This window comes from Peribacillus sp. NPDC097295 (assembly GCF_044761665.1).
Taxonomy (GTDB): domain Bacteria; phylum Bacillota; class Bacilli; order Bacillales; family DSM-1321; genus Peribacillus.
The window spans coordinates 131,017-157,932 of the sequence record NZ_JBIWCW010000002.1 but is presented as its reverse complement, the minus strand read 5'-3'; the positions used below and the strand labels follow the sequence as shown (position 1 = coordinate 157,932).

The window sequence follows — 26,916 nt, the reverse complement described above, 5'->3', positions numbered from 1 at the left end:
AAAAACGCACTTATGAACTTTCCAAGAACATGGGGGGAAAAACGAAGGCATTTGCGGGTTGATATAAATTTCCTTATACTGAAACTATGTTATATTAAAGTTATAATTAAGACATAGGAGTGATTGCAATGAGTGAAGCAGCACAAACACTGGATGGATGGTATTGCCTACATGATTTCCGTCTGATTGATTGGGCTTCATGGAAAACGTTATCAAGTGATGAACGCCAATTAGCCATCTCGGAATTCCAAGGTTTATTGGATAAATGGAATACGACTCAAAGCAACAACGAAGGCAGTCATGCCCTTTATTCCATCGTAGGGCAAAAAGCCGACTTCATGCTAATGTTCGCCCGTCCAACTATGGAAGAATTGAATGCCATTGAAAATGAATTCAATAAAACGAAGCTTGCCGAGTATACAATCCCTGCTTATTCCTACGTTTCTGTAGTCGAATTAAGCAACTATCTAGCCGGCGGCGATGGTGAGGACCCTTATCAAAACCCTCATGTACGTTCAAGACTTTACCCTATCCTTCCAAAGGCAAAGCATGTATGTTTCTACCCGATGGACAAGCGTCGTGAAGGTGAAGACAACTGGTATATGCTTTCCATGGAAGATCGCAAAAACTTGATGCGTTCTCATGGCTTGATCGGACGCAGCTATGCCGGTAAAGTAAAACAAATCATCTCCGGTTCTGTCGGTTTTGACGATTATGAATGGGGCGTTACCCTATTTGCAGAAGATGTCCTTCAATTCAAAAAACTGATTTATGAAATGCGTTTTGATGAAGTGAGCGCTCGTTATGCTGCGTTTGGCTCATTCTTCGTTGGGAACATCCTTTCAGAAGATAACATACCAGCTTTCTTATACGTGTAAGACATAAGCTTCCGGGATTCCGGGAGCTTTTTTTTCAAACTCCCCCTATTTTTTTCTTCAGCCATGACATAAATCCAGGAATCATCCCATACATTTTCTTTAGTGATGTAAATTATTTTTTTATAGCCTTATACAGCTCAAATACTACCGGTTCATGTAGTCGATATGTACCTGTTAAACTCATTGTGGTTTTTTGAGCCGTCCGGGTATTGTTAGATAATCATTTTAACCTGTACCATTCCGGCTGCTATAAATCGCACTGTTTCTTCCATCCAACGCACTCGGATGTTTTTTTGTTCAAGAACCGAAATAAACCTAGAATTTCAGGAGGGAATGCAATGTCACAAAATAATCCTTATGGTAATTACCCTTATGGAGGGAACCCCTATAACCCATATGAAAACAACGACCCTTCCCAAAGGCAGCAGCAGGGCCAGGGTCAAGGCACATATCAACAGCAACAAGGTTACCAGCAACAGCCCTATCAGCCGCAGATGCCAACCTCAACCGGCAACCAACAGCAAATCCCGATGCCGATGAATGCACCAACGACCGGTCCACAAGTGCCAGGCATGCTTCCAGTCGAGCAATCGTATATAGAGAACATATTACGGCTAAATAAAGGGAAATTAGCCACCGTGTATACCACCTTCGAAAACAATACAGAATGGAATGCAAAGATCTTCAAAGGAATCATCGAAGCGGCAGGACGCGACCATCTAATCATAAGTGATCCGCAAACCGGAAAACGTTATCTAATTCCAATGGTATTCTTAGATTACATTACCTTCGATGAGGAAATTGAGTATGACTATCCATTTGGTGGGGGATCTGGGCTTTCCACCTTCTCCCCAAGATAAAAGGAAACAATTTAGTTAAGACAAACAGCCTCAAGACTCTTGAGGCTGTTTGTCTTAACTCTTCATAATAAGCAAAAGCTGACCTTGAAAGTGGCCAGCTCAATCATTTACAAATATTTATAGGCAGCAATGATCATCAAGACCCATGCTGCTAAAAAGGAAACTCCACCGATTGGCGTAATCGCACCTAGCACTTTGATTTGAGTGACACTAAGGATGAATAGACTGCCGGAAAATATAAGGATACCTATGAACATCAGCCAACCCGACCAATTAATGAGCGGACTCGATATTTTTCCTGCCAACAAGCCGATAACCAGTAAGCCTGCCGCATGGAACATTTGATAATCGACAGCCGTATTCCATGTTGCTAAATATTTATCAGGGATTTTCCCTTCCAGTCCATGTGCTCCAAAAGCTCCTAGCGCTACGGCTATAAATGCATGCACTGCTCCTAAAATGATAAACAATTTCACTTTTGCCCCGCCTCTCTTGCCTTTTATTTAAAAATCAAATAAGGAATCCCCATTGGCTTCTTCCATCTTAACCGGTTCTGCATTAGTAACGGTCGATATAACAGGTTGTGTGAACGTTATTGGTTTAGATGTTCTATTATCTTCTATCTTTTCATCCACCATCACTTCACAAAGAGCCTGAATGGCAATTACATATCCTTGCACCTTAGCCTCTGAATTCGACTGTTTCGCTTTTGAAACGAGCTCTTCCATTTTATCTAGCATGTGTTTGGATGAAATATCCACAATACCACCCCATCTGCATATATATCATAACTTCCTACCCTAGCATAGCAAACATTAGGGATGAAGAAAACTTACTTCTTCATTGCCTTGGATTCAAATTTCAAACAAGGTTCCCCCGAGGAACGGTACACATCAAGGGAAGGCAGATTAGATGTTTTAAACTGGAAGGCTCGGCACCCTTTCGGAAATTGAGGATCCCAGGTAACATAAAAGTGATTACATGCCATACAATTTATTCTTTTCAATCTACTATGCCTCCTTTACGGTTCAATATTTTCCAGTTGATTGGAGATTCCCCCATTTCCATAAGCATATCATTGGTTTTGGAGAATGGTTTACTTCCAAAGAAACCGCGGTTTGCAGATAGTGGGCTCGGGTGCACCGAGGTAATGATGTGATGGTGTCTTTTATCTATCAAGGGTATTTTTGTTTGAGCCGGCTTTCCCCAAAGGATGAAGATGACTGGTTTCTCCCTCTCATTCAACAGGCGGATGACTTGATTCGTAAAGGTCTCCCATCCCTTGCCTCTATGGGAATGCGCTTCCCCCTCACGGACCGTAAGAATGGTATTGAGCAATAGCACTCCTTGCTCCGCCCACTCACCCAAGTACCCATTGTCGGGGATTTCACAGCCAAGATCACTTTGCAGCTCTTTAAAGATATTTCTCAACGAAGGCGGAATGCGAACGTCCGGCTGCACGGAAAAGCTGAGGCCATGAGCCTGTCCCGGTCCATGGTAAGGGTCCTGACCAAGTATGACGACCTTCACCTTTTCATATGGCGTAGAGTGAAGTGCATTGAAAATATCTTCCGGATTGGGATGAATGGCCTTCTGATTGTATTCTCGTGCTATAAATTCCCTTAACTCCTGATAATATGGCTTGTTAAATTCCTCTTCCAATAGAGGCCACCAATCATTTGTTAAAATTTTCTTTGCCATTTATGTTAGCCCCTTTCTCTCTTTCCAGCTATTATATCAAACTCTTTTTCTGCTTTTAGTTTCTATATACCCCTAAAATGGGAATAAAGATATTTAGCAAGCACTTTAAGTAAGATGGAGGATTTCCCATGAGAAAATGGTTCAGACGTAAACGGTTTTATATGCTTGTTAGTGTGCTCCTCGTTGTTATGGCCGTCATCGCCTATAACAGCTATAAACCCCTACCCAAAGGAATATCCTACGAAGGGAAGATACATCATGTCGAGGATATCGATTTCATTTATGACCTCTCTTATCATGATGAAACAGGAAACGTCCAGCATGAACAGCGAATCTTCCAGACCATCTACCAAGCGATTGAAGAAGCCGATTCTTTTATCGTAATCGATATGTTTTTATTTAATAGTTTCTATGACGAAAAAGTAAAGTTCCCGCAATTAAGCAAGACTTTAACAGATAAATTGATTGCCCAAAAGGAGAAGAAACCAGAACTTCAGGTCATGTTCATCACCGATGAGGTGAACACCTCCTATAATGCCTACCAACTTGGGGAATTAGAAAAGCTGAAGGAGAGTGGCATCGAAGTCATCGTGACGAATTTGGACCGGCTTCGGGATCCTAATCCACTCTATTCCGGAGTATACCGAACCTTTTTCCAATGGTTCGGGGAAAGCGGAAAGGGATGGATTGTCAATCCCATGGCTAAAAGTGCACCAAAAGTCACTGCCCGTTCTTATCTTCGCCTGATGAATATCAAAGCGAACCACCGGAAAGTGGTCGCTACGGAAAAGACAGCCATCATTTCATCGGCCAACCCACACGATGCGAGTGGGTTCCATTCCAATATTGCTTTCCAGATGGATGGAAATATCATACGTGATTTCGTCAGGGCAGAAGAAGCCGCTTCGAAATTCTCGGGAGGTCCGAAGACTTTTCCTGAAGGTACAGAATCAAATGAAGAAGAAGGCCCGATTTCTGTTCAGTTACTGACAGAAGGTAAAATCAATAAACATGTCCTTAAATCGATTAGGGAAACAAAAAAAGGAGATCGCATTCAACTGGCCATGTTCTATATCGCCGATCGCCACGTCGTTGAGGCATTGACCGAAGCAGCCAAGCGTGACGTACAGATTCAAATGATATTAGATCCGAATCAAAATGCATTTGGCAGTGAAAAAATCGGACTTCCCAATCTTCCCGTTGCAGCTGAATTTGAAAAGCTTGATGAAGGCAATATCAATATCCGCTGGTACAAAACCGACAAAGAGCAGTTCCATACGAAACTCATGACGATTCAAAAGGAAGATAAAACCATCGTCATTGGGGGGTCTGCCAATTACACAGCGAGAAACCTGGACGACTATAATCTAGAGGCCAATATTGAAATTCACGCTCCGAATGAAACGGAAATCGCTCAGGAGGTCGATGAGTATTTCCAACGCCTTTGGAATAATGAAGAAGGAACTTACACTACGGACTATAGTGAATATCAAGATAAATTGCCCGCTTTCAAATATGCAACCTACCGATTACAAAAGCTGTTCCGTTTTACCACCTATTAATACTTATCATGGATTAATGTTTAACAAGCTCCAATTAAGGTTATATACTACTATAGCTAGTTAACAAGCTGAAATAAACAAGATTCCATTTACCCAATTTACGAAAGTCTTACATTAAAATTTCAAGGAGGAGTTTATATGTATCAAGTACATGTAGTAGAAAACGGCTTACAAGCTAAGGAAAAAATCGATGAGTTAGTTACAACAGGTTATACGAAAGATGATGTATATCTATTTGCTCACGATAAGACCCGCTCTAAGCATCTTACCGAAAATACTAACACTGAAGATGTCGGCATGAAAGAACAAGGCTTCCTCGATACAGTTGGAAATCTCTTTAAATCACGTGGAGACGAACTTCGTAACCGTATGAGCAACCTTGGACTTACAAAAACAGAAGCAGAGCGTTATGAAGAAGTATTGGATGAAGGTAAAGTCGTCATCGTTGCATCGAAACAAGATAACAAAGACAGAGTCACTCATTAATTCCCGCTAACTCATTACCCATTACCCTATATTATTCTAAAAAAACGAGGCGCCTTTTGGCAGCCTCGTTTTTGTGTTATCCCAGAATCCTTTGGTACAGGACCTTTGCATGGACAATATCTTTGGTTCCATGGATTAACGCCCGTCCATCTTGGAAAACGACCATTCGTTCGCCGTCCTTTTCACAAGAAAGAAGGAAGGGATTCACTTTAATCAGGTAGCCACTCCCCTTTAAATCGTTAGCTAACTTCCCGAGTTGAAGTTTTAGTGGCTTTGAAGGTCTGACCTGTACAGTATCCCTTCCACAGAGGACAGCAGTTTTGGTCCTGTTTTCCGGGTTTAAGAAAGGATAGGTCCTCTGCTCGCCACAGGAAGGACAATCTTTCTTTTTTGCCTTCGTTAATTTGATCGTTTGATATTGGTTTCGCCACAAATCGAATGTGACGAGAGTCGGCCGGACCGATTCCCAATCTTCAACCAATATTTTCAAAGCTTCGGCAGTTTGGTGAGCCACAACCATGGTGACGGCCGGCGAGATAATTCCACCTGTATCACAGGTCATACCTTGAACTGGAATGGTCTTCATTAAACAGTTCATACAAGGCGTTTTGCCCGGAAGGATTGTCATCATCATGCCTACACTGCCTACACAGGCTCCGTAAATCCAAGGTATCTGGAGCTTTTGTGATAAATCATTGATGATCATCCGCGTTTCAAAGTTATCTGTCGCATCTATTATTAAATCTACATCATCCAGTAATGGTTCAAGTGTTTGTGCAGACGCATCCATGATGATTGCCTCTACGTCAACTTCATGATTAATAGCGTGCAGATGCTGCTTTGCCGCTTCTGCCTTGGGTAGTTTATCCTCAACATCTTGTTCCGTGTAGAGCTGTTGACGTTGCAGATTACTGGATTCAACATAATCCCGGTCCACAATGGTGACCTTTCCCACACCTGCACGAGTCAATGCTTCTGCATTAGCGGAACCAAGCGCCCCAGCTCCAAGAAGCAAGACGTGCTTATGACGAATGTGGGCTTGTCCTCCAACACCAATCGGAGAAAACAAAGTTTGTCTTGAATATCTTTCATCCACTATGATTCCCCCTATCTAATTAGCCTCCACTAACAGGTGGTATAAAAGCAATCGTATCTCCATCTGCCACTATCTCTTCGTCTCCGGCAAACTCTTCATTGACCGCGGTCATTACCGTATCAAGACCTTCTAAATGAAACTCCGCCCTAATCTTTTCCTTTAGCTGAGCCACGCTCAAACCATTTCCTTCTATAAATAAATTCTCTTTGCCTAATTCATCCTTTAATTGTGCAAATAAAAGTACATTAATCATTTAGATCCTCCTCTTTTGGCTTTCCATCTGGATAAGAGACGGTTTCTAGTTGATTGCCGACCCATGTTTCCCCATCCTCCCAATGTTCCTTCTTCCAGATAGGGACAATCTCTTTTATTCTTTCTATTGCATATCGATTCGCCTCATATGCATCATTACGATGCGGCGTACTTACGGCGATGACCACTGCAATATCCGTAATTTCCAATTTACCTACACGGTGAGTGATCGCCGTTTCTGCGTCAGGCCAGCGCTCCTTAATTTCAGATCCAATTTGTTCTAACTTCTTGACCGCCATCGGTTCATACGCTTCATAAATCAAGAATAGAGTCTTCTTCCCCTTCGTCATTTCCCTAACGGTACCAATGAAGGTGGTGACTGCACCTGCATCCCGCTTAACTACTTTATCCACTACTTCTTGAATGACGATCGGTTCCTTCGAGATTTCAAAATTCATGTTTACCTTCCTTTCTAACAAATTCAGTTTGATATATATGTTTCGCTTCTTCATAATCTTCCATTGTATTCATATTAAAAAAGAGAAGCCGAAAATGCTCGGGGTCATTATGGTATAGCGCAAAATCACTTTCCTTGATGATTTTCACCGTAAGCTTTTCTAGAAAATGCTTCATTTTCAATTCCTTCTTCTCTAGACAATCCATAAGGATGGGTAAACAATTTTTGTGATAGACCGCAAAAAGTGGTTGAAGTCGGCCGTTGATTTCCGGAATGATGGCATCAAGACCTGGTTCATAGTAAGAAAGCATTTCATTGACAGCTTCGGCACTTACAAAAGGCATGTCACAGGCGCTAAGGACCTGCAACTCTGTTTCGGAAAAGGACATTCCAGCATGAAGGCCACTAAGGGGTCCTTGACCTATATATATATCAGGGATGAAAGGGAGTTGAAGAAAGCGATATTCCTCGGGTGAATTCGTAACAACCAGAATGTTTTCCGTAACTTCCTTAAAGACGTTTGCCACCCTTTTGATGTTCACTTCCTCACCAATTTTCAGCAAGGCTTTATTCACACCCATGCGACTTGATTGGCCACCGGCTAAAAGCAAGATCGTACAATTCATCTGATATACCTCCCTATGTGTGGTTGAGCTTTTTACCTATTGGAAACATTATAATGAAAGAGTCATTTTTTCAAAAAATTCAGTGGCACCTCAATAGTTTAAATCAACTTTTAAAATATTAACACTTTCACAACTTTATCAAAAGATTGAATATAGCATATTTCTCCGATGAATCACATATTCAAAAAGAATTTGTTCATAATAGCGGTCTTTTCATTGAATATTCCACTATCATTATCCAAAATTTGGTTTATAAACCATAAATATAACAAGTTGATTTTTATTCGGCTGACTACTTTTACGTCCCATATTAGCGCACGTATTTCCAATCATCTTCTTAGTTTTACATAATATAAATTTTGGTATATTCTAAAAACAAGATATTTATTGGCACACTGATAATATCCATATCATTCAATATTTCTGAGGAGGTCAAATAATGACCATGAATAGAGCTATGACTATTGCTGGTTCAGATTCCAGCGGCGGTGCAGGTCTTCAAGCTGATTTAAAGACATTTCAAGAATTCGGGATTTACGGAATGTCCGCCTTAACGACGATTGTCACCATGGATCCTAAAAACGGTTGGTCTCATAATGTTTTCCCTACACCGGTCGAAATTTTAGAAGCACAACTTGAAACGATTCTTTCTATCGGGATAGATGCCATGAAAACTGGCATGCTTGGTTCAGTGGAAATCATTGAACTTGTTGCCCGTAAAATAGACGAACTGAAATTGGACAAGGTGGTCATCGATCCCGTTATGGTATGTAAAGGGGAAGATGAAGTCCTTCATCCAGAAACAGCTGTCGCACTTCGTGAGCTTCTTGTTCCACGTGCAACAGTCGTAACTCCAAACCTTTTCGAAGCCGCACAATTAGCTGGGACAGCCCCCCTCAAAACGATCGAAGATATGAAGAAGGCTGCCGAAAAAATTCATGCACTAGGTGCTAAATATGTGTTGATCAAGGGTGGGAACAAGCTTGATCATGAAAAGGCAATCGATCTTTTATACGACGGAAAAGAGTTCGAAATCCTTGAATCCGAAAAAATTGAAACCACCAATACTCATGGAGCCGGTTGCTCATCTTCAGCTGCGATTACTGCTCAATTAGCTGAAGGCAAAAGTCCTCGTGAAGCCATTTATGTGGCTAAAGACTTCATTACAGAAGCTGTCCGTCATTCATGGAAAATGAATGATTATGTAGGTCCAGTCAATCATGGTGCCTACCGTAAATATGGAACATCCGGAAAATAAAAACAATAAGATATAGAGGGTTGCTCAAAATACTCGAGCGGCCCTCTTCGCTTTTTTCATTTATCTTTAGTAAAATAGAAAGATAGAAAATGCTTAGAATTGCCCAGTAAAGGAGGAATTGTCGAATGAAGCCTATAAACCGTACAGAGGTGCAGAAAGCCATTGATTCATTTGCAGGACAAGATGTATATCTTCACCTTGAAACGACGAACGGAGCTTATGCCACCCATGTGGATGAAGCTTTTTTTTCAGCAGGCGCTTATATTCGTAATGCTCATATTCAATATGAACACGGAAAGATTGTTGGGGACGGGCCCTTTCGCGTCGGCTTAAAACTCAAAATTGGCTGGGTATACGCTGAAGGCGTAAACCACTTCGAAATCGATGATCAAGGGAGATTATTGTTGGCAGGTCTTGATTTCACAGGAAAACTTGCCGTTTCCTTGCAAATTAGCCCCACTCCCTTCGAATAATCTAATAAATGCTACACAAATACTTTAGTTATCCCGCTGAGTAAGCTTGTCTTTAAGCGGACCACTTTATATTTAATGTAATTAGAAGGAAAGGAGACAAGTAATATGGAAAAAGAACAGCATATTTTAGTGATTTTCCCGCACCCCGATGATGAAGCCTTTTCTGTTTCAGGGATGCTTGCCTTACATAGTCAAGCTGGCACACCGATTACCTACCTCTGCTTGACTCTTGGGGAAATGGGCAGGAATTTAGGAAACCCTCCTTTCGCAACAAGAGAGTCCCTTCCTAAAATTCGCAAAAGAGAATTAATGGATGCAGCGAAAGCCATCGGCATTCAAGATTTGCGCATGCTTGGCTTACGGGATAAAACCATTGAATTCGAGGATGACGAAAAATTGACTTCCATATTCACTGAAGCCATTAATGAACTCAACCCTTCATTGGTCATTACATTTTATCCGGGTTACAGCGTTCACCCCGACCATGAAGCAACAGCACGAGCAGTCGTGCGCTCTATAGAAAGAATGGAGGAGAAAAATCGTCCTAAACTCCATTGTGTCGCATTTTCCAACAACTGCATTGATGAATTGGGAGAACCTGATATCGTCCATGACATCACGGATGCCGAAGATCACAAGGTTGCGGCTATAACAGCACACCGGTCGCAAACACAGGCAATGGTCGTCGATTGGAAAGAAAAATTTGAAAACCAAGACGCTGAATTTCTCGATTGGATTCGGAAAGAGCGTTTATGGACCTATAAATTTTAAAAAACCGCCATTTGGCGGTTTCTTTTTTTTCAAGCTCATAAAAAAACGCCTGTTTATAACAGGCGGAGAAAAAGGGGGATTACTTTAAGAAAAGTAAATCATACTTTCAGCTTACCCTTTTTTCATCATTTTAAACAAAAAATCAAGAGATTAATCGGTCATCCGCATTCTGCTTGGATGCCCTTAGCGAAGCTTTTTTACCATGAACTAGATAGTAAATGCCTATTAACACGAATGACAGAACCGCCGTACAGATGAATAACCCCTTGAATCCCGTATAAGGAACAAGAAAGCCTAATATAAACGGCCCTAAACCAATACCGAAATCATAAAAGGTAAAGAATGTGGATGTGGCCAATCCCATACGATTTGATGGGGATTCCTTGATGGAAATCGCCTGCGCGCTAGATTGGAACGTTCCGTATCCCACTCCAATGAACGCACCTGCTATTAGGAGCGTCAGGGCATGTTGTGATTGGCTGAGTAGGACCATCCCGATTGCAAATAGCAAAAGAGACGGATAAATGACAGCATTTTCACCTTTCACATCAAACATGCGCCCTGTAAATGGACGGGTTACCAATAAGAATATAGCAAACACTACAAAGAAAAAGCTTGCGGCATCCAGTAAGTTTATTTCCTTTGCAAAAGATGTTAAATAGGAAAGGATGCTCGAATAGGCAAAACCTGCAAACCCGACAAGTATGGAAATTGGCAATGCACGTTTTTCGAAATAATCTTTGATATGGAAGCCCTTTGGTCGAGGTGCTTGATCTTTTGGTGCCTCAGGTACAAATAGAAACAAAGAAGCCACTAAAGAAAATGCAGCGAACAGGGACGCAGCATAGAAAATAAAGGAGTAGTTAAAATGTTGTGTAATAAACAATCCGATAAACGGACCGAATGCCATGGCCAGGTTCGTACTCATCGCAAAGTACCCCGTGCCTTCTCCCCGTCTTTCATTCGGTATGATATCAGCCGCTATCGTTCCGGTGGCGGTCGTAGCAAGACCGAATGAAATCCCATGAACCAACCGATCAATAAATAAAAGGGATAAACTATCCACTTGCGTATAGAGAACAGAGGCTAGAAGAAATAATACCAATGATCCCAGAAGCATTTTTCTCCGGCCTAATTGGTCAATCTTTTTTCCGGCGATTGGTCGTACAAGCACAGCCCCCAAGACAAAAATACTCGAGGCGAGTCCAGCTTGAGCTTGAGAAGAATGGAAATTATCCATCGTATAAAGGGTCAAAGTGACCATTAAGACATAAAAAGTTAAAAAGAGAAAAAAGTTTGAAGACGAAACAATGATGAAGTCTTTCGTCCACAATTTTGGTTTTTGATTCATTTCAATCCTTCTTCCTTACGATTGTTGTAACTTTTCCTTTAAGAATTTCAAGGTCCGTAACATTGCTATCCGGTCCTCTTCAGGCAACCCATCCATAAGATGAAGTTCGAACTCCTCAACTGCCTTTCTAGCTTTGAGGTACGTTTTTTCACCTGAATCAGTTAACTGAATTCTCCGTTCCCGTTTATCTTTCCCTGGTATTTGTTCGATTAATTTTCGTTCTTCCAGCCGATTCACCGTCCGTGTTACTGTCGGTTTCTCGACATCCAGGTAATTGCTGATTTCGACCATAGTGGAACTGCCATATTGTTTCAAATAAAAGATAATCATCCATTGAGAATGAAAAAGATCGACTTTGGCTAACTGTTCATTTAACTTTTTGGTAAACGTTCTTGAGAATTGCAGGTTATGGTGAAAAAATAAACCATTGCGTAAAAACAAAGGGATTCCTCCTGAAAATTAGTTACCTAGGTAACTATACTCCTATATGACCAAAATGTCCAGCCCAGAAAGTATTTACTCATAAATGACTCATACCATTACCATTCCAAAAAGCATTAAAAAAATGCCCATTTCAGGACATCATTCATTGCAACTTCGCTAAAGGCATGCGATAAAGTTTATCGTCTTCACTAGCCGCCTTTCCACGGCCATCTGTATTATTGCTGATGAAATAAAGAAAATCACCATCTACCAACACATCTCTTATCCGTCCGAAATCTGTTACCAAATTCGACATTTTCCCTGATTGAATATCATAACTTTTCAGTGCTTCACCTCTTAAGGCGGCTACAAAAAGCTTTCCGTCTGAATATGCAATTCCAGAAGGAGCCCAAGTATCATCCCCGGAATGAATCAATGGAACTTCCATATCCGATTTGGTCTTATTTCCCTCAATCTCCGGCCAGCCATAATTTTTTCCTGGTTGAATTTCATTTAATTCATCATGTGCAATTTCGCCATGTTCACTTTCGTAAAGTTGTCCCACACTATCCCATGCAAGACCTTGTGGATTTCGATGGCCGTATGAATAAATATAGGAATGATCAAGTGGATTATCTTCTGGGATGGTACCATCGAGGTTCATACGAAGGACCTTCCCACCTAAAGATTTAAGATCCTGAGCAATCACCGCTTCCCGTGCATCCCCAGTAGTTGCAAATAATGTACCATCGGGACCAATCTTTATACGTCCACCATGATGATAGTCGCCGCTCGGAATCTTATCGATTAAGCTTTCCTTTTCTATCCAACTATCATCTTCATGCTGCAGCGAGATAATTCGATTCAGTGGTTGTCCACTTTCTTCATAGGTGTAATATGCAAATGCTCGATGACTCTCAGGGAAATCTGGCGTGAGTACAAAACCGAGTAATCCCGCTTCCGCCTTTGAGGACAATGTTTTTTCTAACTTAACCTTCTGTCTCACCATTTCGGTGTTCTTCCATTGCACGATGTTACCTGAACGTTCTGAAACGTACAACGTCTCTCCGACTTTCTGAATGGACCAAGGAGCATCTAAATTTGTTAACAATACCTCTGGCCCTTCGCTCGTGGTTTCTGTTGAGTCTTTCTCCGAATTTGGCTTTGCTTTTTCGTCCTCCACGGTACAGCCCGTCAATGCCAACATGATCATTATGAGCAATGAACCCCATCTTTTCAAAGAGCTTTCCTCCGATCGATTTCTGAAATTAGTCGACTGAGTGCTTGAGAACCTTTAAAATGGCCTTGGCGACGCCATGTTCCTCATTTGTCCCCGTCACTTCATCACAGAGTTTTTGAATCTCCACTGGTGCATTTCCCATAGCAACTGATAAGCCCACCCGTTCAAACATCGAAACATCATTATAATTATCTCCAATGGCCATCGTTTCCTGCATGGAACCTCCTTTTTCATTCACATATTTTTCAAGAACAATTCCCTTTTGGGCCTGGTCACTCGTCACTTCCACATTTTCACGACCTGAAGAGGTGACAGCGGCCCCTTGATCTTTGTTTAACCGGGAAGCAACTTGTTTCAAATTATGTAAATCAGTGGAGAAGCTAAGGATTTTATACAGTTCCAAATCAGCTTGTTCAAGTATTTCAGTGTAATCAGGAATGGATTTCACATGTCCTAACCGCAAGCGTTCCTCTGCATACTTTCTGATTTGAGATGGGTCAATATCTGGATTTGCCGTGACCATCACATCTACAAGAGCGTCAATCGCTGTCTCGTAATTTTTAGAATAAACGCCTTGGCTGGTATAAATCTCAAAATAAATCCCCTGTTCTTCAAGGTATTCAGTTGCATTCTGCACAGAGGCTGGACGCATCGGATGGGAAGCTGCCACCTTTCCTTCTTGTGTGAAAAGGGCAGCCCCATTCACGCAGATGATCGGGCATTCAATGCCTACTTTCTCCAAAGCAAATCTTGCTTCCTCAAATGATCGGCCGGTCGCGATGATGACTTCTATCCCTTCTTTTTGAGCCTGCTGGATCGCCTCTTTATTTTCTTCGCTCACCATTTGCATTTTATTAAGTAATGTTCCGTCCATATCTATAGCAATCGTTTTAATCAATCTAACCGCTCCTTTTTCTTCCATTTACCCTTATTTTACCTTAATAAGAATGGATAAACATCTTTGTGCGTTTGAGGGATACCAAATATTTGTCCAAACCTTCTATGTAGGAATCTGCACCCACTTTTTAAAATAGGTGCAGATTATCTTTTTAATGTAGAATCGTAGGATTATCTACTTCCTGCGCCCGCTCAACAATCTGTTCCTGAATATCTTTCGTCAAGTCGTCGACCGCAGAAAAGTCCATGGCTTTTACATAGATTGCTTCCAGTTCATCATGCTGCTCTTTCGCTTTCGCCAGACAAGCTGTTGCTTCATCCATTTTCTCCCTATACCTGGTTGAGACATCCTTAATTTGATCGGCATAAATTTCATCGGTTCCCGAAAGGATGGCCGTTTTATATATATCGATGATTTCATCACCTTCAAGGCTTGGAAAGTATTCATGGGGAGCCGTGCTATCAAAAATGGCAATCCCCACTTCACGTACAATGACCATATCCAAACTGTCCGGATCGAAACCGCAGTGATACATTTCCACATCAAAGCCCCGTTGCTCAGCAGACTTGGCAATTTTCTTTAGCATCGTCGATTTACCCGATCCGGGTCGCCCTTTTAGAAAGTAACGCTTCTGCACATCTTTTGTAATATTCGGAATATAATCGACAGCACCCTCTGGTGTGGCTGCACCTAAAAACCTATGCCGTACATCGGCTTTTTTATTCAAGTAAATATCTCGATAAAACCCCTGAATCAACTTATTGGTCAATCCATTTAATTTAACAAAGTCAATATTTGCCTTATAAATTTCTTCCCATTCATCATGTATCTCCAACGCTTTAGCGAAATGAGCATAAGCCGTCTCAAAGCTCTTGCTTCGGGCATTGGTCAATTTGATGATGTTCGTCCTTTCAGCCACCAGCTGCTGGGAATACCAAGCAGCCCCCAGGTTAACGTATTCCTCCACTGCTCCTGGCGCTTTTGGTTCAATTACATGTGGTGCCGTACCATCGACAACACCCACTTTTAAAGCGGGTATGATAACCCCATCAATGGAATTTTTATCGGAGGAACAATGTAAAAATTCAATGTCATAGTCTTTATCCAGCCATTCCTGGCCAATTTTTTTCATAATCGTCGATTTGCCTGATCCAGGTCCACCTTTTAAAATAAATAGTTTCTCCAAACCTGTTAGGTTTGAATCATATAAGTTATAAAAACCTTTGGCCGTATTGCCTCCAGCAAAATAATGCAACACTTTCCCTACCACTTCCACACTCTCCTTTACATACAGATGTACCTTCATGACAGCGTATGCCGTTAAGCTCAGGTAGGTGAATGCCTAAGGATTTTGAACGTTTCTCATATCTTTTACTTTATGAGGTCTATGGATTCCGCCTCTGCCCCCAGTAAGAAATCGGTTGGCTTCAGGACGATTTGTGTTCCAATCTTCCCTCCGCTCACGATGATTTCGGGTAGATTTAATGCGCTTTTATCGATAAAGGTCGGGTACTGCTTTTTCATACCTATCGGTGAGCAGCCCCCACGGATATATCCGGTGTATTTTTGCAAATCTTTGACGGCAAGCATTTCGATTTTTTTCACAGCAGCTGCTTTGGCTGCTTTTTTCAAATCCAACTCAGCATCGACAGGGATGACAAACACATAAAGCTGTTGAGGTCCATTATGAGTAACAAGCGTTTTAAAAACCATTTCCGGTGCTTTTCCAACCTTATTAGCGACCGAGATTCCGTCAATATTGCCATCTTTCACATCATAGCTCATCATCTCATACTTTATTTGCTTTTTGTCTAGTAGACGCATGGCATTTGTTTTACTGGTACCCATCTTACAAGTCTCCTTACTTTTTCTACTATCTTACCATTTTTGGATATAAGCCAAAAGAAAGCACAGCTTATAAGCTGTGCTTTTTCTACTTATTCTAAATGACGACGTTGAAAATCGGCAATTCGCTTATAATCGCCTTCTAATAGTTGGCTGACGGAAAGGTAAATCGGCATCAACTCTTGATATACCTTCACATTCTCCTTTATCGGCAGGAGTTCATTCGTGTTTCCAATCATATCCTCGACCGCATCCAAACTTTCGATTTCACCTAACGCATAGAGCCCTAGAATAGCCGCACCTAGACTCGAGCTTTCAAAGCTTTCAGGAATCGTGACTTTCTGATTAAATATATCAGCCATGATTTGACGCCAAAGCTTGGAACGGACAAACCCTCCGCTCGCATGGATTTTTTCCGGGACTCCAGTCAGCTCTCCTACAGCAAGAAGTACACTGTACAGATTATACATCACGCCTTCAAGCACAGACCGGACCATATGATCGCGGGTGTGGTGCAGAGCCAGTCCGAAAAAGGATCCTCTTGCATCAGCACTCCATAACGGTGCCCTTTCTCCAGCCATATAGGGATGAAAAATCAGCCCATCTGAACCTGGTGCGATATTCGTGGCCATTTCAGTCAAGATTTCATAAGGGTCCTGACCTAATTCTTTCGCTCTCGCAATTTCTTCCCGTCCAAATTGATCCCGAGCCCAACGGAAGGTAATTCCACCATTATTGACCGGCCCACCAATCACCCAATGCTTATCAGTAAGGGCATAACAAAATGTTCTGCCTTTCGGATCAGTAAGCGGTCGGTCACTGACAGTACGGACTGCCCCACTTGTGCCGATTGTTACCGCAAAAACGCCTGGCCTAATCGCATTTTGCCCTAAATTAGCAAGCACCCCATCACTGGCACCAATGATCATTGGCGTATTGGCTGAAATATTCATGTTGGCAGCCAACCCTTCATCCAGGTTCGAAAGGACATGAGTTGTCGGCACCAGTCTTGGCAGTTTATCCGGGCCAATTCCGGCAATCTCCATTGCCTCTTCATCCCACGTCATGTTGAAGATGTTAAACAGGCCCGTTGCCGATGCAATCGAATAATCCATCACATACTCATTGAAAAATTTATAGAGGATATATTCTTTAATCCCTAAAAACTTTTCCGCTTTGTTAAATAGTCCAGGATGTTCATTTCTAAGCCAAATGATTTTCGAGATGGGTGACATCGGATGAATCGGTGTTCCTGTCCTATGGTATAATCTCTCGCCTTTTTCCGTCACCTTGAGTTTCTCGGCATAGGCCGCACTTCGATTATCTGCCCAAGTAATGCTGTTGGTTAGCGGGTTGCCCTCTTTATCCATGGCAATTAGGCTGTGCATGGCCGAGCTAAACGAAATAAAGCCCAATTCTTCTTTTTCTATCCCACTCGCAATCATGACCTCTCCGACTGCAAGCAGTACCGCCTTATAGATTTCTTCAGGATCTTGTTCTGCAACGGAAGGGGTGGGGCTATACAAAGGATAGCCTTTAGAACATGATTGAACTACCTTACCGCTTTTCGTAAAAAGAACAACCTTCGTACTTGTCGTCCCAATATCGATTCCCATCATATAACTAGAATGTTCCATGCTATAACATCTGCTCCTTTCTCTTAAACAATTGTATTCAATAGTAAGATTAGGATAAGGCAAACGACTAAAATGTCTCTCCATTTTTGATCATACATTTATCAGTACATAGATAGATACAGTCTGGAAAGGTGAATCCAGTTTGCTACGTTCTTCTTTATTAAACCTCTTGGCATAGACCCATGTAAAGAAAGAAACAAGGCTACATCGGTTAAATCTCTGAATGCCCCGGCAACCTTGTATACTAGCGAGGCAAGGAGAATCTACATCATTTTTAGAATACATTAAGCCAGTCGAATGTACTAAGTCATGAATCAAAAACTATTTCTGTAGCTTAGCCAAATAAACGTATCTTTAAAATACGGCTGAATATTGTCCTTTCTTACTATACCCTCTTCTATAAATATCCTTCTATGAACGACTCGAAAAGTTCACATGGCTGCCGTAAACAAAAAAGGGAGAAACCCGACTCATTGAGCAGGTATCTCCCTATAGACTTTCCGCGTCTTTTGGACCGAACAGGGTCGAAGGTGGAAGTCATGCTGATTTCTCATGCATCCATGTTTATTCTTTGTCCTTTCTTTTGCCTCCGCGGAATACGTTGGCACTGCGGATGTATTCAACATCCTTCACACCAAGACGGAAGTTGATCACGCGTGCTACCGCGAAGAAATAATCCGATAAACGGTTTATATATTGCAGGGATAACGGAGAGACGGCTGCACCCGACTTGATTAAAGAAACCACCAATCTCTCCGCCCTTCGTGTCACCGTACGGGCAATATGAATCGTTGCCGCCGCTTTCGAACCCCCTGGCAATATGAATTTTTCCAATTCAGGGGCCTCTGTGATGAAAGCATCGATTCGTTCTTCTAAATAAGTGATCGCCTCATCCGTCAGCTTTTGAGGGGCCTTATCAGAAACTGTCGCCAAATCACCTCCACAGTCAAAGAGCTCGTGCTGGATTTTTTCCAAATCAGCTAAAACATCAGCAAATATCGTCGGATTCAATTCAGATACAGCAAGCCCGATATAACTATTCACTTCATCCACGGTACCGTATGATTCGACGCGGATATCATCCTTATCCAATCGCCCCCCGATTACGCTTGTTTGCCCCTTATCTCCTGTACGTGTATATATTTTCATCTTTATTCCTCCTCTATTTGATTTGTTGGTTGATTCCGTACCAAATGATATCCACGCGAGTAGAAATGGAGACCATGTCCTGAAAGACCCATCCGCATGCATCACGCCACTTGCGGTTCTGTGCTTCCATCGGAACGATTCCCTTAGTTATATCCGAACCGATGACGATGCACGTGCGACCATCTTCTTCTTTCTCCCATATTCGCCAATCCTCCATGATTCCCTTCCATTTCTTTCGGATTGACCCTGCGTCCATTGTACGCGCGTCCTGTCCAATCCACGCGTCCAACCCTTGTACCACTGCGATATCTCCTTGGAAATTTCCTATATCAGGTTGATTGTTTTGATAACCTGATAGCCAAAGACATTCATTATTCAACCCGTAAAATTGCTTTGCCCATTTAGTTTTCCCATTATAGGCACCTCCTGTAATAAAGTGCACCGTTCACCCCTCCTCAAACTTTCCCGATCATCCCAAGTCAGCTCATATCCCCTCGCATGAGTTATCGACCAATCCCAAAAAGGTCTTTCCCTCGGCGCATAGCGGGAAAGCAGCTCACGTATCACTCCCCCGTGAGTCATCACCGCATAGTTCCGCCCATTCTCCTCGGTGGTCAACTGAATCCAGCCAGCTTGCACCCGCCTCGAAAATTCCGGATAGCTTTCCCCTTTGGGCACCTCTGCTCCCATGGGATTCTCCAACCATTTTTGATACTCGGCATTCGTCTTCAACTCATCATATGTGAGACCTTCCCAGGTTCCGAAATTCATTTCACGGAACGAAGGGTTTTTCACAGGAATAATATCCGGGAACAACTGCCTTACCGTTTCTGTGCACCGACATAGGTCACTTGTATGAATTCTTTCATACGTTGGGTAGAGGTGCTTCAATTCTTGGATATCCCTTTTCCCTTCCATGCTTAAGGGAGAATCCGTCCATCCTAAATAGGCCTTTCGCTCATTGGCTTCCGTCAGCCCATGGCGAAGTAATGTAATAGCCACAGAATCAGCCATAACCAGACCTCCACTCCTTCAACCGATGCACCCAGCACATCACCCGTTATTCCACCGAACCAACGGAGGATTTTACGCCTTACATAAAAGAGAAAGAGTAATGCGGCGAACCCCATGATCGCGAATAAAATGACGAGCTTGATATCGATGAAATAAGCGACTACAAAGCTTAAAATCAGGTAAATCCAGTAAATATGCAGGCTATTTTTCCTTACTGCGCTTTGGAAAAAGGCACCCAGCCCCTCTTTTTTTGCCAGATGCATCCGGCTAAGTAAATAACCCATCACGCATTTACTAAAAAAGGGAATCATGATGATTAAAAAATAAGTCCATTCATTGGTCCGTTCAACGATTTCATAGATCCATATAAACCGGGCAGCCAACAGGACGATGACAGAAATGACACCGAATGCTCCTGTCCTGGAATCCTTCATGATCTCCAGGCGCCGCTCTTTATCCTGGTATGAAAAGAAGGCGTCACTAGCGTCAATCCAGCCATCCAGGTGCAGGCCTCCAGTTAAGGCTATCGTTAATACCCATAACACGAAAGCAATGGCAAGGGAGGAAAATGGCGTCCATTCCCCAAGTCCATATAACACTCCCGCTAAAATCAAACCTAAAAAAACCCCGACTAAAGGAAACGTTTGAACTGCCCGGTGAATAAATTTCTTATCCATCGGAAGCTGTTTTTTTATGGGAAACACCGTAAAAAATTGTAGGTTAATTAAGAAACCAATCCAGGTATTCATTCAGGGATACCCTCTTTCTTCCTTATGGGAATGCCTGATTCCACAAGATAAGCCTCGTCGGCCTTACCGACGATCGCTTGATGAAGCAGCCCGAGCATTTTTCCGTATATATGTAGGAATTCATCTTGAAAAATAGTCTCCTGTACCACTTCATTGCTTACAATGATCAAGCATTGAGCTTCATTCCTGATTTCATCGATACCCTCGATTATTTTCGTGAATGTATGATGTAAAAATTCCTCTTCAAAGGGCACGCCTGGAAGGAATAATTCATTATCCAACAGCGTTGTGAGGCAATCGAGCAGCACGATTGATTTTGAATTCAGATCCTGCCCGATCCGTGTTATATCCGTCGGATATTCAGCTGTCCTCCAAGCAAGTGGACTGCTCTCCCTATCCTTTCGGTGCCGGTCAATACGCTTCTCCATTTCGTCATCGGCACTACGGCTACAAGCAAGATAATGAAGGTTTCCACCCGATCGAGTCGCTAGGTCCACCGCCTTTTTTTCCGCAAAGCTGCTTTTGCCGCTGCGTACGCCTCCCGTTATAAAATAGAGCCTCGATTTCTCCACTGTTTTACCCCCTCCATCAGTGCCTCATTATCCTGTTGGCTCTTCACGGCAAAACGGAGCCACCTACCATCCAGTCCTGGAAAGTTAACGGTGTGTCTCGGTACGATTCCCTTTTTTAATAAAAAAGGGAAAAGGGACATGGATTCATCTTTGACTAAATAAAAATTCACCGTGCTATCGGACACCACCATATCCATTTCTTTATAAAAGCGGAATAGACTCCTTTTTTGCCCCTGAATGTACATTCTCGTTCTATTCACATATTCCTCTTCAGCCAGACAGAGTTTTCCGACCTCCATGGCGATATGATTGACGCTCCAATGTGGCTTTAAGGCCTTGGTCCGTTTAATGATGACCGGGTCAGCCAGCAGGAAACCCAGCCTCAATCCGGGTATGGCAAAGATCTTCGTCATCGATCGTAAAATCAGCAAATGGGGGAAATTCGGAATAAGAGGGGCATAGGAAAAGGCTGTATCCGTATAATCATAAAAGGCCTCATCCAACACAACCAAGCATTCAGCTTTTTGACACGCTTTAATCAAGGCCAGCACTGCCTCCTCTTTATAAGAAATCCCCGTCGGATTATTGGGCGTACACAAAAAGACCGCAGCATAATCAGGCAAAAGAGGGACTAATCGCTCTAAATCAAGATCCCATTCAGGTGCTTCAAGTTGATAAAAGTCTACCTCGCAGCCCGCGGCCAAACAGGACTCTGCATATTCGGCAAAAGCTGGTTGTATGATTAAAACCCGTTCGTTCTTCAGCTCATTCGCCACAAGCGTTATGATTTCCGCTCCTCCATTCCCGACTAGCACGGACGCTTCAGGAAGTTTTTCCTGTTTGGCAATCAAATGCGTCAGCTCAAAAGCATGTGGATCGGGGTAATCCAAGATTCCTTCAAAAAATTCTGACCATCTCTCTTTTATACTAGAGGGCGGACCCAATGGGTTGATATTGGCGCTGAAGTCGAGAAACGATTGTGGCATCTCGATACCCAATGCTTCGTAAAGATAGTGTGGATTAGAGCCATGAGTTGGTAATTGCATACATAAGTCCTCCTAACCAAAGCATCAGCAAGAATAAAAAAGAAGCCCGATGCATGATGGTAATCGTTTTTTGTATATGAATCGCTTCTAACGGAACAATCGGAATGCCCATCCTGGCCCGGTTGGACACCACACCTTTGTATACATTCCTTCCCCCCAACTCGATGCCCAAGAGAGCCGCAACCCCCGCTTCACACCATCCGCTGTTCGGACTAGGATGTTTTTTGGCATCCTGGAATAATATAATCCAGCGCCCCCTCCAGTCATGATGGCCTGATTTCGATCCAAGCAACATTAAAAACCCGGTTAATCGGCTTGGGATCCAGTTCACGATATCATCGAGCTTGGCAGACGCCCAGCCAAAATCACCGTATTTATCATTTTTGTACCCGACGATGGAATCGCATGTATTGATTGCCCTATACATCATGGCAAACGGTGCCCCACCAATGGCAGCCCAAAAAAGGGGAGCTGTGATACCGTCACTCGTGTTTTCAGCAACCGTTTCAACGGTACCCCGAACGATTTCCGACTCATCTAGATCAGCTGTATCGCGACCGACAATATAAGAAAGCTTCAACCTTGCTTTGGCCATGTCTTGCGTATGTAGTGGGTCATAAACATCCATTCCGGCCTGTTTTAAACTCTTTTGGGCAATCGTCGTAGAAATCACGAGCGCTTCCCAAACGATCCCGGCAAAAGGATGAACTCTATAAGCTAAATAGACTGTCATGGATGTGACTGTCAATACGATCAGTAAGATGATCAGAAGCATGAACAGGCCTTTTCCCTTTTTTCTTCTTCCGTTATTGAGAGCTCTATCAAGCTTATTAATCAGCGATCCTATCCATTTGACCGGATGCGGCCAATCAGGAGGATCTCCAATTAATAAATCAAGGATAAATGCCAATGTAATCGCATAGAGATGGTAATAAATCATAGGTTCTCAATCCGTTTCCTACTATTCTCAATTGCCTCTACCGTACATTCATACACACCACGGCTAATCAACTTCCCAAGCGGTGTGATGGTCCCCGCATATTGAAGGGCTGTTCCTCTTTGTGTAGCCGCAATCAAGATACTGTCCGTCGAAGTTCCTGTCGCCCATGTGTTTGTCACCTGGTCGAGCACGTATAAATCGTGAAGTGCTTTTACTTTCGCTTCGGTCGCCGTCACAATACTGTGAATGAACGCTTCTTCCGCTAGGTGGCCATTCACAAAGATCCAGGTATTGATTGTACCCGGAGACGAAGTCCATAAATGCTTATCTGCTAAAGAAGCATCGATGGCATTCCCAACCCCCGCCGTCACCATGACGAATATTGAAAAATCCTCAACTCTTAAAAGTCGGTATGCCACTGTATCAAGAAAAACAGCTGTCATCATTCCGACGGTTTCCTGTGGTTCAAAGCCGTATGTCTTTAAATAATCAGCCATTTCAGCAATATGGTCTTCGCAATTATAATCGTAATGGACATGACGATTCACGAAATGCTGATGCCATCCCGTCCCCGAACCAGTCACACCCGATGACATTGTTCTAAGTGGGATGGGTGAACTCAAATGAATAAATTCTGAATTCTGCTTCAGGTGACTTTCATTGATTTCCAAGGGAGCGAACTCACCAGCATGCTTCTCGGGTACAATGAACATTTGCGGCTTGGGCAAGGCTGGGTGCGGATGTTTTTCAATTCTCGTCCGGTACACCTCCTGAATCCTTTCCTGTTGAAGTACCTCATTCGGAACATCAATCACCTGGACGCGCCCTTTTTCAAGCAGCATGAGCCGATCGCAATATAGGCCTGCCAAGTTTAAATCGTGAAAAATCGAAATGACGGTTAACTGTTGCTCTTTAGCCATTTTCTTCATTAAATCGAGAAGCTCTTTTTGATAGGAAAGATCCAGATGATTCGTCGGTTCATCCAGAAAAAGGATTTCCGGTTCCTGAGCAAGGGCCTGCGCCAATAAAACACGCTGCCTTTCTCCGCCTGAAAGCCGTTCAAATTGCATTTCCTGAAATTCCATCACTCCCGTTTGCTTCATCACGCGTTGGACAATCTCTTCGTCTTCTGCCGTCCAACTATGAAACCAACCTCTTTGATGGGCATATCGCCCAAGGGAAACGGTCTCTTTTACTGTATAGGAAAAAGCTAACGAGGAATGTTGCGGCAGGACAGCGATGACCTGCGCCAATTGTTTGGCCGAATATTCCTGTATGTCTTTCCCCTTAATTCCGATCGTTCCCGCCTTATATTCAAGGATACCGCTAAGCATGCCCAATAACGTCGTTTTCCCACTTCCATTTGGTCCCAAAATACCGAATAGCTCCCCCTTGTTTACATCAAACGAGACAGAGTCCAAAACAGCTTTATTGTCATATCCTCCTGTTAACCCTTTCACTTCAAGCATGCTATTTACCCTTCTCTCCGTCTCTTTAATAAAATAAATGCGAACGCCGGTGCACCAATCAGTGAGGTGATTACACCTATCGGCAACTCTGATGGTGCAATGATCGTTCGAGCCACCAGGTCAGCCAATATTAAAAAGCCGCTTCCCACAATCATTGATAACGGCAGAAGGTGCTTATGGTCAGGACCCCAAATCCGGCGGACCAAATGAGGGATGACCAACCCTACAAAGCCAATCGTCCCTGAAACGGCAACGGCCGCCCCAGTCAGTATCGAACCGGCTACCAGGATCAGCATTTTTCTCCGTTGGACATTCACGCCTAAGTGCCTCGCACGCTCTTCCCCAAATGTCATCGCATTCAGTTCGTGGGTGTTCATCATCAAAATCAGCGAACCGACGATGAAAAATGGCAATATAATCGCAATATAATTCCAACCGCGCATAGAGACGCTTCCCATCAGCCAGCTGATGATTTGCCTTAATTCCTCACCCGTCAATGCAATCATCAACGAGATGAAGGCACTTAGAAACGAGCTGAAAATGATACCGGTTAAAATAATCGTTTCCACCTTCATCGATCGATCCATTTTTCTGGCGAAGGTCAGTACGCAAAAAATCGTAATCAATGAAAATAGAACGCTTAATGTAGGCAATGTATAGAGGCCAAAAAACGGCAATGAAATATTTAAGAACAACGTTAACACGGCACCAAGAGAAGCGCCTGAGGAGATTCCCAATGTGTAGGGATCAGCCAGTGGATTCCGGAGCAACCCTTGAAACGCTGCCCCTGCAATTGCAAGCGATGCTCCAACCAAACCTGCAAGCAACACCCTCGGCAGGCGTATGTTCATCACGATATTCGTCAAGGTCTCATCTGGTTCTACGGCAATGGGCAAATGAAGAACTTCTGTGCCGATGATTTGTAAGAGCATCGGTACCGGTACTGATACCGAGCCTATCGAGATCCCAATTACCATCGAGATAATCAAAAACGATAGAGCAAATATATAGGCCATTGCCCGTTTAGTTGTCAAATACGTTCGGATAGACTGATTTGGCAAGTTCCTCTACTCCCTCTATAAGCCTTGGACCGGATCGAGTGACAAGATCCGAATGAACATCGAAGACCTCTCCATTCTTAACTGCCTTGATGTCTTCCCATCCACTTCGTCCCGTGACTTCTTTGACTGGGTTTCCTGTGTAATACCCATAGGTTGTAATGATGACATCCGGATTGGCCGCAATCAATGACTCTTCATCAAGTTTTACCCATCCATCCAATTCTCCCGATACATTATCCGCTGAGATGATGCCCAGCATTTCGTCCATGAAAGTGTTTTTCCCCGTCGTATAAATTTCTGGTGACGGTGAAACTTCCACTAACACGCTTTTTCTTTCCTCATCCTTTATGGCCTTGGCTTTTACTTTGATCTTTTCTAGCTTGTTCTGCATCGTCGCAACGATTTCCTTTGCTTTATCAAGTTCCCCCGTTGCCTTCCCAATCATCTCCAAAGACGTATATACATCTTTAAAACTTTGAGCATCGTTTACGGTAAGTACCGGAATTCCAGCATCCTTAAGCTGCTGGATACCTTCTTTGGAATTATGAGCACTCTCGTGAGCAAGAACGATATCCGGCTGTAAGGATACAATCATCTCGGTGTCTATTTCCATTCCGCCAACTTTTTGGATGTCTTTCGTTTCTTCCGGGTAATTATCATTCTCGGAAACTCCAATAAGTTTCTCCCCTAACCCAAGGGCGAAGACCGCTTCGGTATTACTCGGGATTAATGAAATGATTTTTTCCGGCTTCTGCTCGATGGCGACCTTTTCACCAACTGCATCTTGTAAAGTAAGTGGGAAGCTTTGATTTTCAGCTTGATTTGTCGACTGCTTCTCTTTTGTTCCTTCCTTAGATGTATCGTTGCAGCCAATCAGCATACTGATCGTCAATCCAACCACAAGGATGAAACTATATATCTTCCTCATTTTAAAACCCCCATCATAATTGCGTTTCTTTATCGTTTTAAAAGCAAAGGTCAATCAATTAACTCTCTACATATGGTTTGTAATTTTCCAAGGCATACAAAAAAGCATCCCCCATCAAAACGGAAGATGCTTGTATGGCATTAAACATACGGACGCATAGCTCTGCCACACACC

The 26,916-nt window shown here is 42.9% G+C and carries 31 protein-coding genes; 7 read left to right on the top strand and 24 right to left on the bottom strand.

Going from position 1 to position 26,916, the window contains the following annotated elements:
* Positions 1 to 128: 128 nt before the first annotated feature.
* Entirely contained in the window at positions 129 to 878 is a 750-nt protein-coding gene (hemQ, locus tag ACIQXN_RS04025; protein WP_402962067.1) for a hydrogen peroxide-dependent heme synthase, read from the top strand.
* 338 nt (positions 879 to 1,216) lie between these two features.
* Entirely contained in the window at positions 1,217 to 1,738 is a 522-nt protein-coding gene (gerQ, locus tag ACIQXN_RS04020) for a spore coat protein GerQ (RefSeq protein WP_402962065.1), read from the top strand.
* 107 nt (positions 1,739 to 1,845) lie between these two features.
* Here gerQ and ACIQXN_RS04015 read toward each other — a convergent pair whose 3' ends face one another.
* From ACIQXN_RS04015 to ACIQXN_RS04005, 3 genes are all read right to left on the bottom strand, one after another.
* Complete coding sequence (locus ACIQXN_RS04015; protein WP_402962062.1) at positions 1,846 to 2,214, bottom strand: DUF423 domain-containing protein; 369 nt, start codon at positions 2,212 to 2,214, stop codon at positions 1,846 to 1,848.
* Between the two features lie 27 nt (positions 2,215 to 2,241).
* The gene (locus ACIQXN_RS04010) at positions 2,242 to 2,499 is read right to left on the bottom strand and encodes a YwdI family protein (protein WP_402962060.1); all 258 of its coding nucleotides are present in this window, start codon (positions 2,497 to 2,499) and stop codon (positions 2,242 to 2,244) included.
* Positions 2,500 to 2,740: 241 nt separating this feature from the next.
* Positions 2,741 to 3,439 carry a uracil-DNA glycosylase gene (locus ACIQXN_RS04005; RefSeq protein ID WP_402962057.1) on the bottom strand — a complete coding sequence of 233 codons (699 nt, stop codon included), beginning with the start codon at positions 3,437 to 3,439 and terminating at the stop codon, positions 2,741 to 2,743.
* Positions 3,440 to 3,567: 128 nt separating this feature from the next.
* Between ACIQXN_RS04005 and ACIQXN_RS04000 the strand changes: the two genes are divergently transcribed.
* Positions 3,568 to 5,001: a phospholipase D family protein gene (locus ACIQXN_RS04000; protein ID WP_402962055.1), complete on the top strand. Its 1,434-nt coding sequence runs from the start codon at positions 3,568 to 3,570 to the stop codon at positions 4,999 to 5,001.
* Between the two features lie 138 nt (positions 5,002 to 5,139).
* Positions 5,140 to 5,487 (top strand): YflT domain-containing protein, encoded by a 348-nt coding sequence (locus ACIQXN_RS03995; RefSeq protein ID WP_402962052.1) that lies wholly within the window; start codon positions 5,140 to 5,142, stop codon positions 5,485 to 5,487.
* A 76-nt stretch (positions 5,488 to 5,563) separates the two neighbouring features.
* Here the strand turns inward: ACIQXN_RS03995 and ACIQXN_RS03990 are convergent, their stop codons facing one another.
* Genes ACIQXN_RS03990 through mobA form a run of 4 tightly spaced genes read right to left on the bottom strand, consistent with a single transcriptional unit; the run spans position 5,564 to position 7,918 of the window.
* The gene (locus tag ACIQXN_RS03990) at positions 5,564 to 6,583 is read right to left on the bottom strand and encodes a thiazole biosynthesis adenylyltransferase ThiF (RefSeq protein ID WP_402962050.1); all 1,020 of its coding nucleotides are present in this window, start codon (positions 6,581 to 6,583) and stop codon (positions 5,564 to 5,566) included.
* Positions 6,584 to 6,602: 19 nt separating this feature from the next.
* Positions 6,603 to 6,836, bottom strand: coding sequence for a molybdopterin converting factor subunit 1 (gene moaD / locus ACIQXN_RS03985; protein WP_402962047.1), 234 nt, complete (start codon positions 6,834 to 6,836; stop codon positions 6,603 to 6,605).
* Positions 6,829 to 7,293, bottom strand: coding sequence for a molybdenum cofactor biosynthesis protein MoaE (locus ACIQXN_RS03980; protein WP_402962046.1), 465 nt, complete (start codon positions 7,291 to 7,293; stop codon positions 6,829 to 6,831). Before ACIQXN_RS03980 ends, moaD begins: the two co-directional genes overlap by 8 nt.
* Positions 7,283 to 7,918 (bottom strand): molybdenum cofactor guanylyltransferase, encoded by a 636-nt coding sequence (gene mobA / locus ACIQXN_RS03975; protein WP_402962043.1) that lies wholly within the window; start codon positions 7,916 to 7,918, stop codon positions 7,283 to 7,285. The genes ACIQXN_RS03980 and mobA overlap by 11 nt, the downstream gene beginning before the upstream one ends.
* 439 nt (positions 7,919 to 8,357) lie before the next feature.
* Here mobA and pdxK point away from each other — a divergent pair, with 439 nt between their 5' ends.
* The 3 genes from pdxK to bshB2 all read left to right on the top strand — a co-directional run bounded on the left by pdxK (position 8,358) and on the right by bshB2 (position 10,420).
* On the top strand, positions 8,358 to 9,176 hold the full coding sequence (gene pdxK, locus ACIQXN_RS03970; protein ID WP_402962041.1) for a pyridoxine/pyridoxal/pyridoxamine kinase: 819 nt from the start codon (positions 8,358 to 8,360) through the stop codon (positions 9,174 to 9,176).
* A gap of 125 nt (positions 9,177 to 9,301) precedes the next feature.
* On the top strand, positions 9,302 to 9,649 hold the full coding sequence (locus ACIQXN_RS03965; protein ID WP_402962039.1) for a YojF family protein: 348 nt from the start codon (positions 9,302 to 9,304) through the stop codon (positions 9,647 to 9,649).
* 105 nt (positions 9,650 to 9,754) lie between these two features.
* Positions 9,755 to 10,420 (top strand): bacillithiol biosynthesis deacetylase BshB2, encoded by a 666-nt coding sequence (gene bshB2, locus ACIQXN_RS03960; RefSeq protein WP_402962037.1) that lies wholly within the window; start codon positions 9,755 to 9,757, stop codon positions 10,418 to 10,420.
* 142 nt (positions 10,421 to 10,562) lie between these two features.
* Here the strand turns inward: bshB2 and ACIQXN_RS03955 are convergent, their stop codons facing one another.
* From ACIQXN_RS03955 to ACIQXN_RS03875, 17 genes are all read right to left on the bottom strand, one after another.
* Complete coding sequence (locus ACIQXN_RS03955; RefSeq protein ID WP_402962035.1) at positions 10,563 to 11,771, bottom strand: MFS transporter; 1,209 nt, start codon at positions 11,769 to 11,771, stop codon at positions 10,563 to 10,565.
* A 15-nt stretch (positions 11,772 to 11,786) separates the two neighbouring features.
* Positions 11,787 to 12,212: a MarR family winged helix-turn-helix transcriptional regulator gene (locus ACIQXN_RS03950; RefSeq protein ID WP_402962033.1), complete on the bottom strand. Its 426-nt coding sequence runs from the start codon at positions 12,210 to 12,212 to the stop codon at positions 11,787 to 11,789.
* 145 nt (positions 12,213 to 12,357) lie between these two features.
* Complete coding sequence (locus ACIQXN_RS03945) at positions 12,358 to 13,434, bottom strand: PQQ-dependent sugar dehydrogenase (protein ID WP_402962030.1); 1,077 nt, start codon at positions 13,432 to 13,434, stop codon at positions 12,358 to 12,360.
* Positions 13,435 to 13,462: 28 nt separating this feature from the next.
* A complete protein-coding gene (locus tag ACIQXN_RS03940) occupies positions 13,463 to 14,332 on the bottom strand; it encodes a Cof-type HAD-IIB family hydrolase (RefSeq protein WP_402962028.1) in 870 nt (289 codons plus the stop codon).
* Between the two features lie 151 nt (positions 14,333 to 14,483).
* Positions 14,484 to 15,602, bottom strand: a complete 1,119-nt coding sequence (locus tag ACIQXN_RS03935) for a PRK06851 family protein (protein ID WP_402962025.1) — start codon at positions 15,600 to 15,602, stop codon at positions 14,484 to 14,486.
* A gap of 101 nt (positions 15,603 to 15,703) precedes the next feature.
* The gene (gene ybaK / locus ACIQXN_RS03930) at positions 15,704 to 16,180 is read right to left on the bottom strand and encodes a Cys-tRNA(Pro) deacylase (RefSeq protein ID WP_402962023.1); all 477 of its coding nucleotides are present in this window, start codon (positions 16,178 to 16,180) and stop codon (positions 15,704 to 15,706) included.
* Between the two features lie 89 nt (positions 16,181 to 16,269).
* Entirely contained in the window at positions 16,270 to 17,814 is a 1,545-nt protein-coding gene (gene gntK / locus ACIQXN_RS03925; protein ID WP_402962020.1) for a gluconokinase, read from the bottom strand.
* Positions 17,815 to 18,378: 564 nt separating this feature from the next.
* Positions 18,379 to 18,963, bottom strand: coding sequence for a cob(I)yrinic acid a,c-diamide adenosyltransferase (locus ACIQXN_RS03920; protein ID WP_402962018.1), 585 nt, complete (start codon positions 18,961 to 18,963; stop codon positions 18,379 to 18,381).
* Between the two features lie 13 nt (positions 18,964 to 18,976).
* Positions 18,977 to 19,405 carry a bifunctional adenosylcobinamide kinase/adenosylcobinamide-phosphate guanylyltransferase gene (locus ACIQXN_RS03915; protein ID WP_402962015.1) on the bottom strand — a complete coding sequence of 143 codons (429 nt, stop codon included), beginning with the start codon at positions 19,403 to 19,405 and terminating at the stop codon, positions 18,977 to 18,979.
* Positions 19,339 to 19,977 (bottom strand): histidine phosphatase family protein, encoded by a 639-nt coding sequence (locus ACIQXN_RS03910; RefSeq protein ID WP_402962013.1) that lies wholly within the window; start codon positions 19,975 to 19,977, stop codon positions 19,339 to 19,341. Before ACIQXN_RS03910 ends, ACIQXN_RS03915 begins: the two co-directional genes overlap by 67 nt.
* Complete coding sequence (gene cobS / locus ACIQXN_RS03905; protein WP_402962010.1) at positions 19,935 to 20,726, bottom strand: adenosylcobinamide-GDP ribazoletransferase; 792 nt, start codon at positions 20,724 to 20,726, stop codon at positions 19,935 to 19,937. Before cobS ends, ACIQXN_RS03910 begins: the two co-directional genes overlap by 43 nt.
* Positions 20,723 to 21,298, bottom strand: a complete 576-nt coding sequence (locus ACIQXN_RS03900) for a bifunctional adenosylcobinamide kinase/adenosylcobinamide-phosphate guanylyltransferase (RefSeq protein ID WP_402962008.1) — start codon at positions 21,296 to 21,298, stop codon at positions 20,723 to 20,725. The genes cobS and ACIQXN_RS03900 overlap by 4 nt, the downstream gene beginning before the upstream one ends.
* Entirely contained in the window at positions 21,271 to 22,344 is a 1,074-nt protein-coding gene (gene cobD, locus ACIQXN_RS03895) for a threonine-phosphate decarboxylase CobD (RefSeq protein ID WP_402962005.1), read from the bottom strand. Before cobD ends, ACIQXN_RS03900 begins: the two co-directional genes overlap by 28 nt.
* Positions 22,319 to 23,284 carry an adenosylcobinamide-phosphate synthase CbiB gene (cbiB, locus tag ACIQXN_RS03890; RefSeq protein ID WP_402962003.1) on the bottom strand — a complete coding sequence of 322 codons (966 nt, stop codon included), beginning with the start codon at positions 23,282 to 23,284 and terminating at the stop codon, positions 22,319 to 22,321. Before cbiB ends, cobD begins: the two co-directional genes overlap by 26 nt.
* Positions 23,281 to 24,753, bottom strand: a complete 1,473-nt coding sequence (locus tag ACIQXN_RS03885; protein ID WP_402962000.1) for a heme ABC transporter ATP-binding protein — start codon at positions 24,751 to 24,753, stop codon at positions 23,281 to 23,283. The genes cbiB and ACIQXN_RS03885 overlap by 4 nt, the downstream gene beginning before the upstream one ends.
* A 5-nt stretch (positions 24,754 to 24,758) precedes the next feature.
* Complete coding sequence (locus ACIQXN_RS03880; RefSeq protein ID WP_402963312.1) at positions 24,759 to 25,769, bottom strand: FecCD family ABC transporter permease; 1,011 nt, start codon at positions 25,767 to 25,769, stop codon at positions 24,759 to 24,761.
* 7 nt (positions 25,770 to 25,776) lie between these two features.
* Entirely contained in the window at positions 25,777 to 26,742 is a 966-nt protein-coding gene (locus tag ACIQXN_RS03875) for an ABC transporter substrate-binding protein (RefSeq protein ID WP_402961998.1), read from the bottom strand.
* Positions 26,743 to 26,916: the final 174 nt, after the last annotated feature.

Bases quoted from the DNA above. Each gene is read 5' to 3' on its own strand.
- ybaK (WP_402962023.1), bottom strand. From the start codon at position 16,180: ATGGGTACCAGTAAAACAAATGCCATGCGTCTACTAGACAAAAAGCAA.
- ACIQXN_RS03920 (WP_402962018.1), bottom strand. From the start codon at position 18,963: ATGAAAATATATACACGTACAGGAGATAAGGGGCAAACAAGCGTAATC.
- ACIQXN_RS03880 (WP_402963312.1), bottom strand. From the start codon at position 25,769: ATGGCCTATATATTTGCTCTATCGTTTTTGATTATCTCGATGGTAATT.
- ACIQXN_RS03995 (WP_402962052.1), top strand. From the start codon at position 5,140: ATGTATCAAGTACATGTAGTAGAAAACGGCTTACAAGCTAAGGAAAAA.
- ACIQXN_RS03875 (WP_402961998.1), bottom strand. From the start codon at position 26,742: ATGAGGAAGATATATAGTTTCATCCTTGTGGTTGGATTGACGATCAGT.
- ACIQXN_RS03980 (WP_402962046.1), bottom strand. From the start codon at position 7,293: ATGAATTTTGAAATCTCGAAGGAACCGATCGTCATTCAAGAAGTAGTG.
- gerQ (WP_402962065.1), top strand. From the start codon at position 1,217: ATGTCACAAAATAATCCTTATGGTAATTACCCTTATGGAGGGAACCCC.
- hemQ (WP_402962067.1), top strand. From the start codon at position 129: ATGAGTGAAGCAGCACAAACACTGGATGGATGGTATTGCCTACATGAT.
- ACIQXN_RS03885 (WP_402962000.1), bottom strand. From the start codon at position 24,753: ATGCTTGAAGTGAAAGGGTTAACAGGAGGATATGACAATAAAGCTGTT.
- ACIQXN_RS03955 (WP_402962035.1), bottom strand. From the start codon at position 11,771: ATGAATCAAAAACCAAAATTGTGGACGAAAGACTTCATCATTGTTTCG.
- cbiB (WP_402962003.1), bottom strand. From the start codon at position 23,284: ATGATTTATTACCATCTCTATGCGATTACATTGGCATTTATCCTTGAT.
- bshB2 (WP_402962037.1), top strand. From the start codon at position 9,755: ATGGAAAAAGAACAGCATATTTTAGTGATTTTCCCGCACCCCGATGAT.
- ACIQXN_RS03910 (WP_402962013.1), bottom strand. From the start codon at position 19,977: ATGGCTGATTCTGTGGCTATTACATTACTTCGCCATGGGCTGACGGAA.
- cobD (WP_402962005.1), bottom strand. From the start codon at position 22,344: ATGCAATTACCAACTCATGGCTCTAATCCACACTATCTTTACGAAGCA.
- pdxK (WP_402962041.1), top strand. From the start codon at position 8,358: ATGACCATGAATAGAGCTATGACTATTGCTGGTTCAGATTCCAGCGGC.
- gntK (WP_402962020.1), bottom strand. From the start codon at position 17,814: ATGGAACATTCTAGTTATATGATGGGAATCGATATTGGGACGACAAGT.
- ACIQXN_RS04000 (WP_402962055.1), top strand. From the start codon at position 3,568: ATGAGAAAATGGTTCAGACGTAAACGGTTTTATATGCTTGTTAGTGTG.
- ACIQXN_RS04005 (WP_402962057.1), bottom strand. From the start codon at position 3,439: ATGGCAAAGAAAATTTTAACAAATGATTGGTGGCCTCTATTGGAAGAG.
- ACIQXN_RS03965 (WP_402962039.1), top strand. From the start codon at position 9,302: ATGAAGCCTATAAACCGTACAGAGGTGCAGAAAGCCATTGATTCATTT.
- moaD (WP_402962047.1), bottom strand. From the start codon at position 6,836: ATGATTAATGTACTTTTATTTGCACAATTAAAGGATGAATTAGGCAAA.
- mobA (WP_402962043.1), bottom strand. From the start codon at position 7,918: ATGAATTGTACGATCTTGCTTTTAGCCGGTGGCCAATCAAGTCGCATG.
- cobS (WP_402962010.1), bottom strand. From the start codon at position 20,726: ATGAATACCTGGATTGGTTTCTTAATTAACCTACAATTTTTTACGGTG.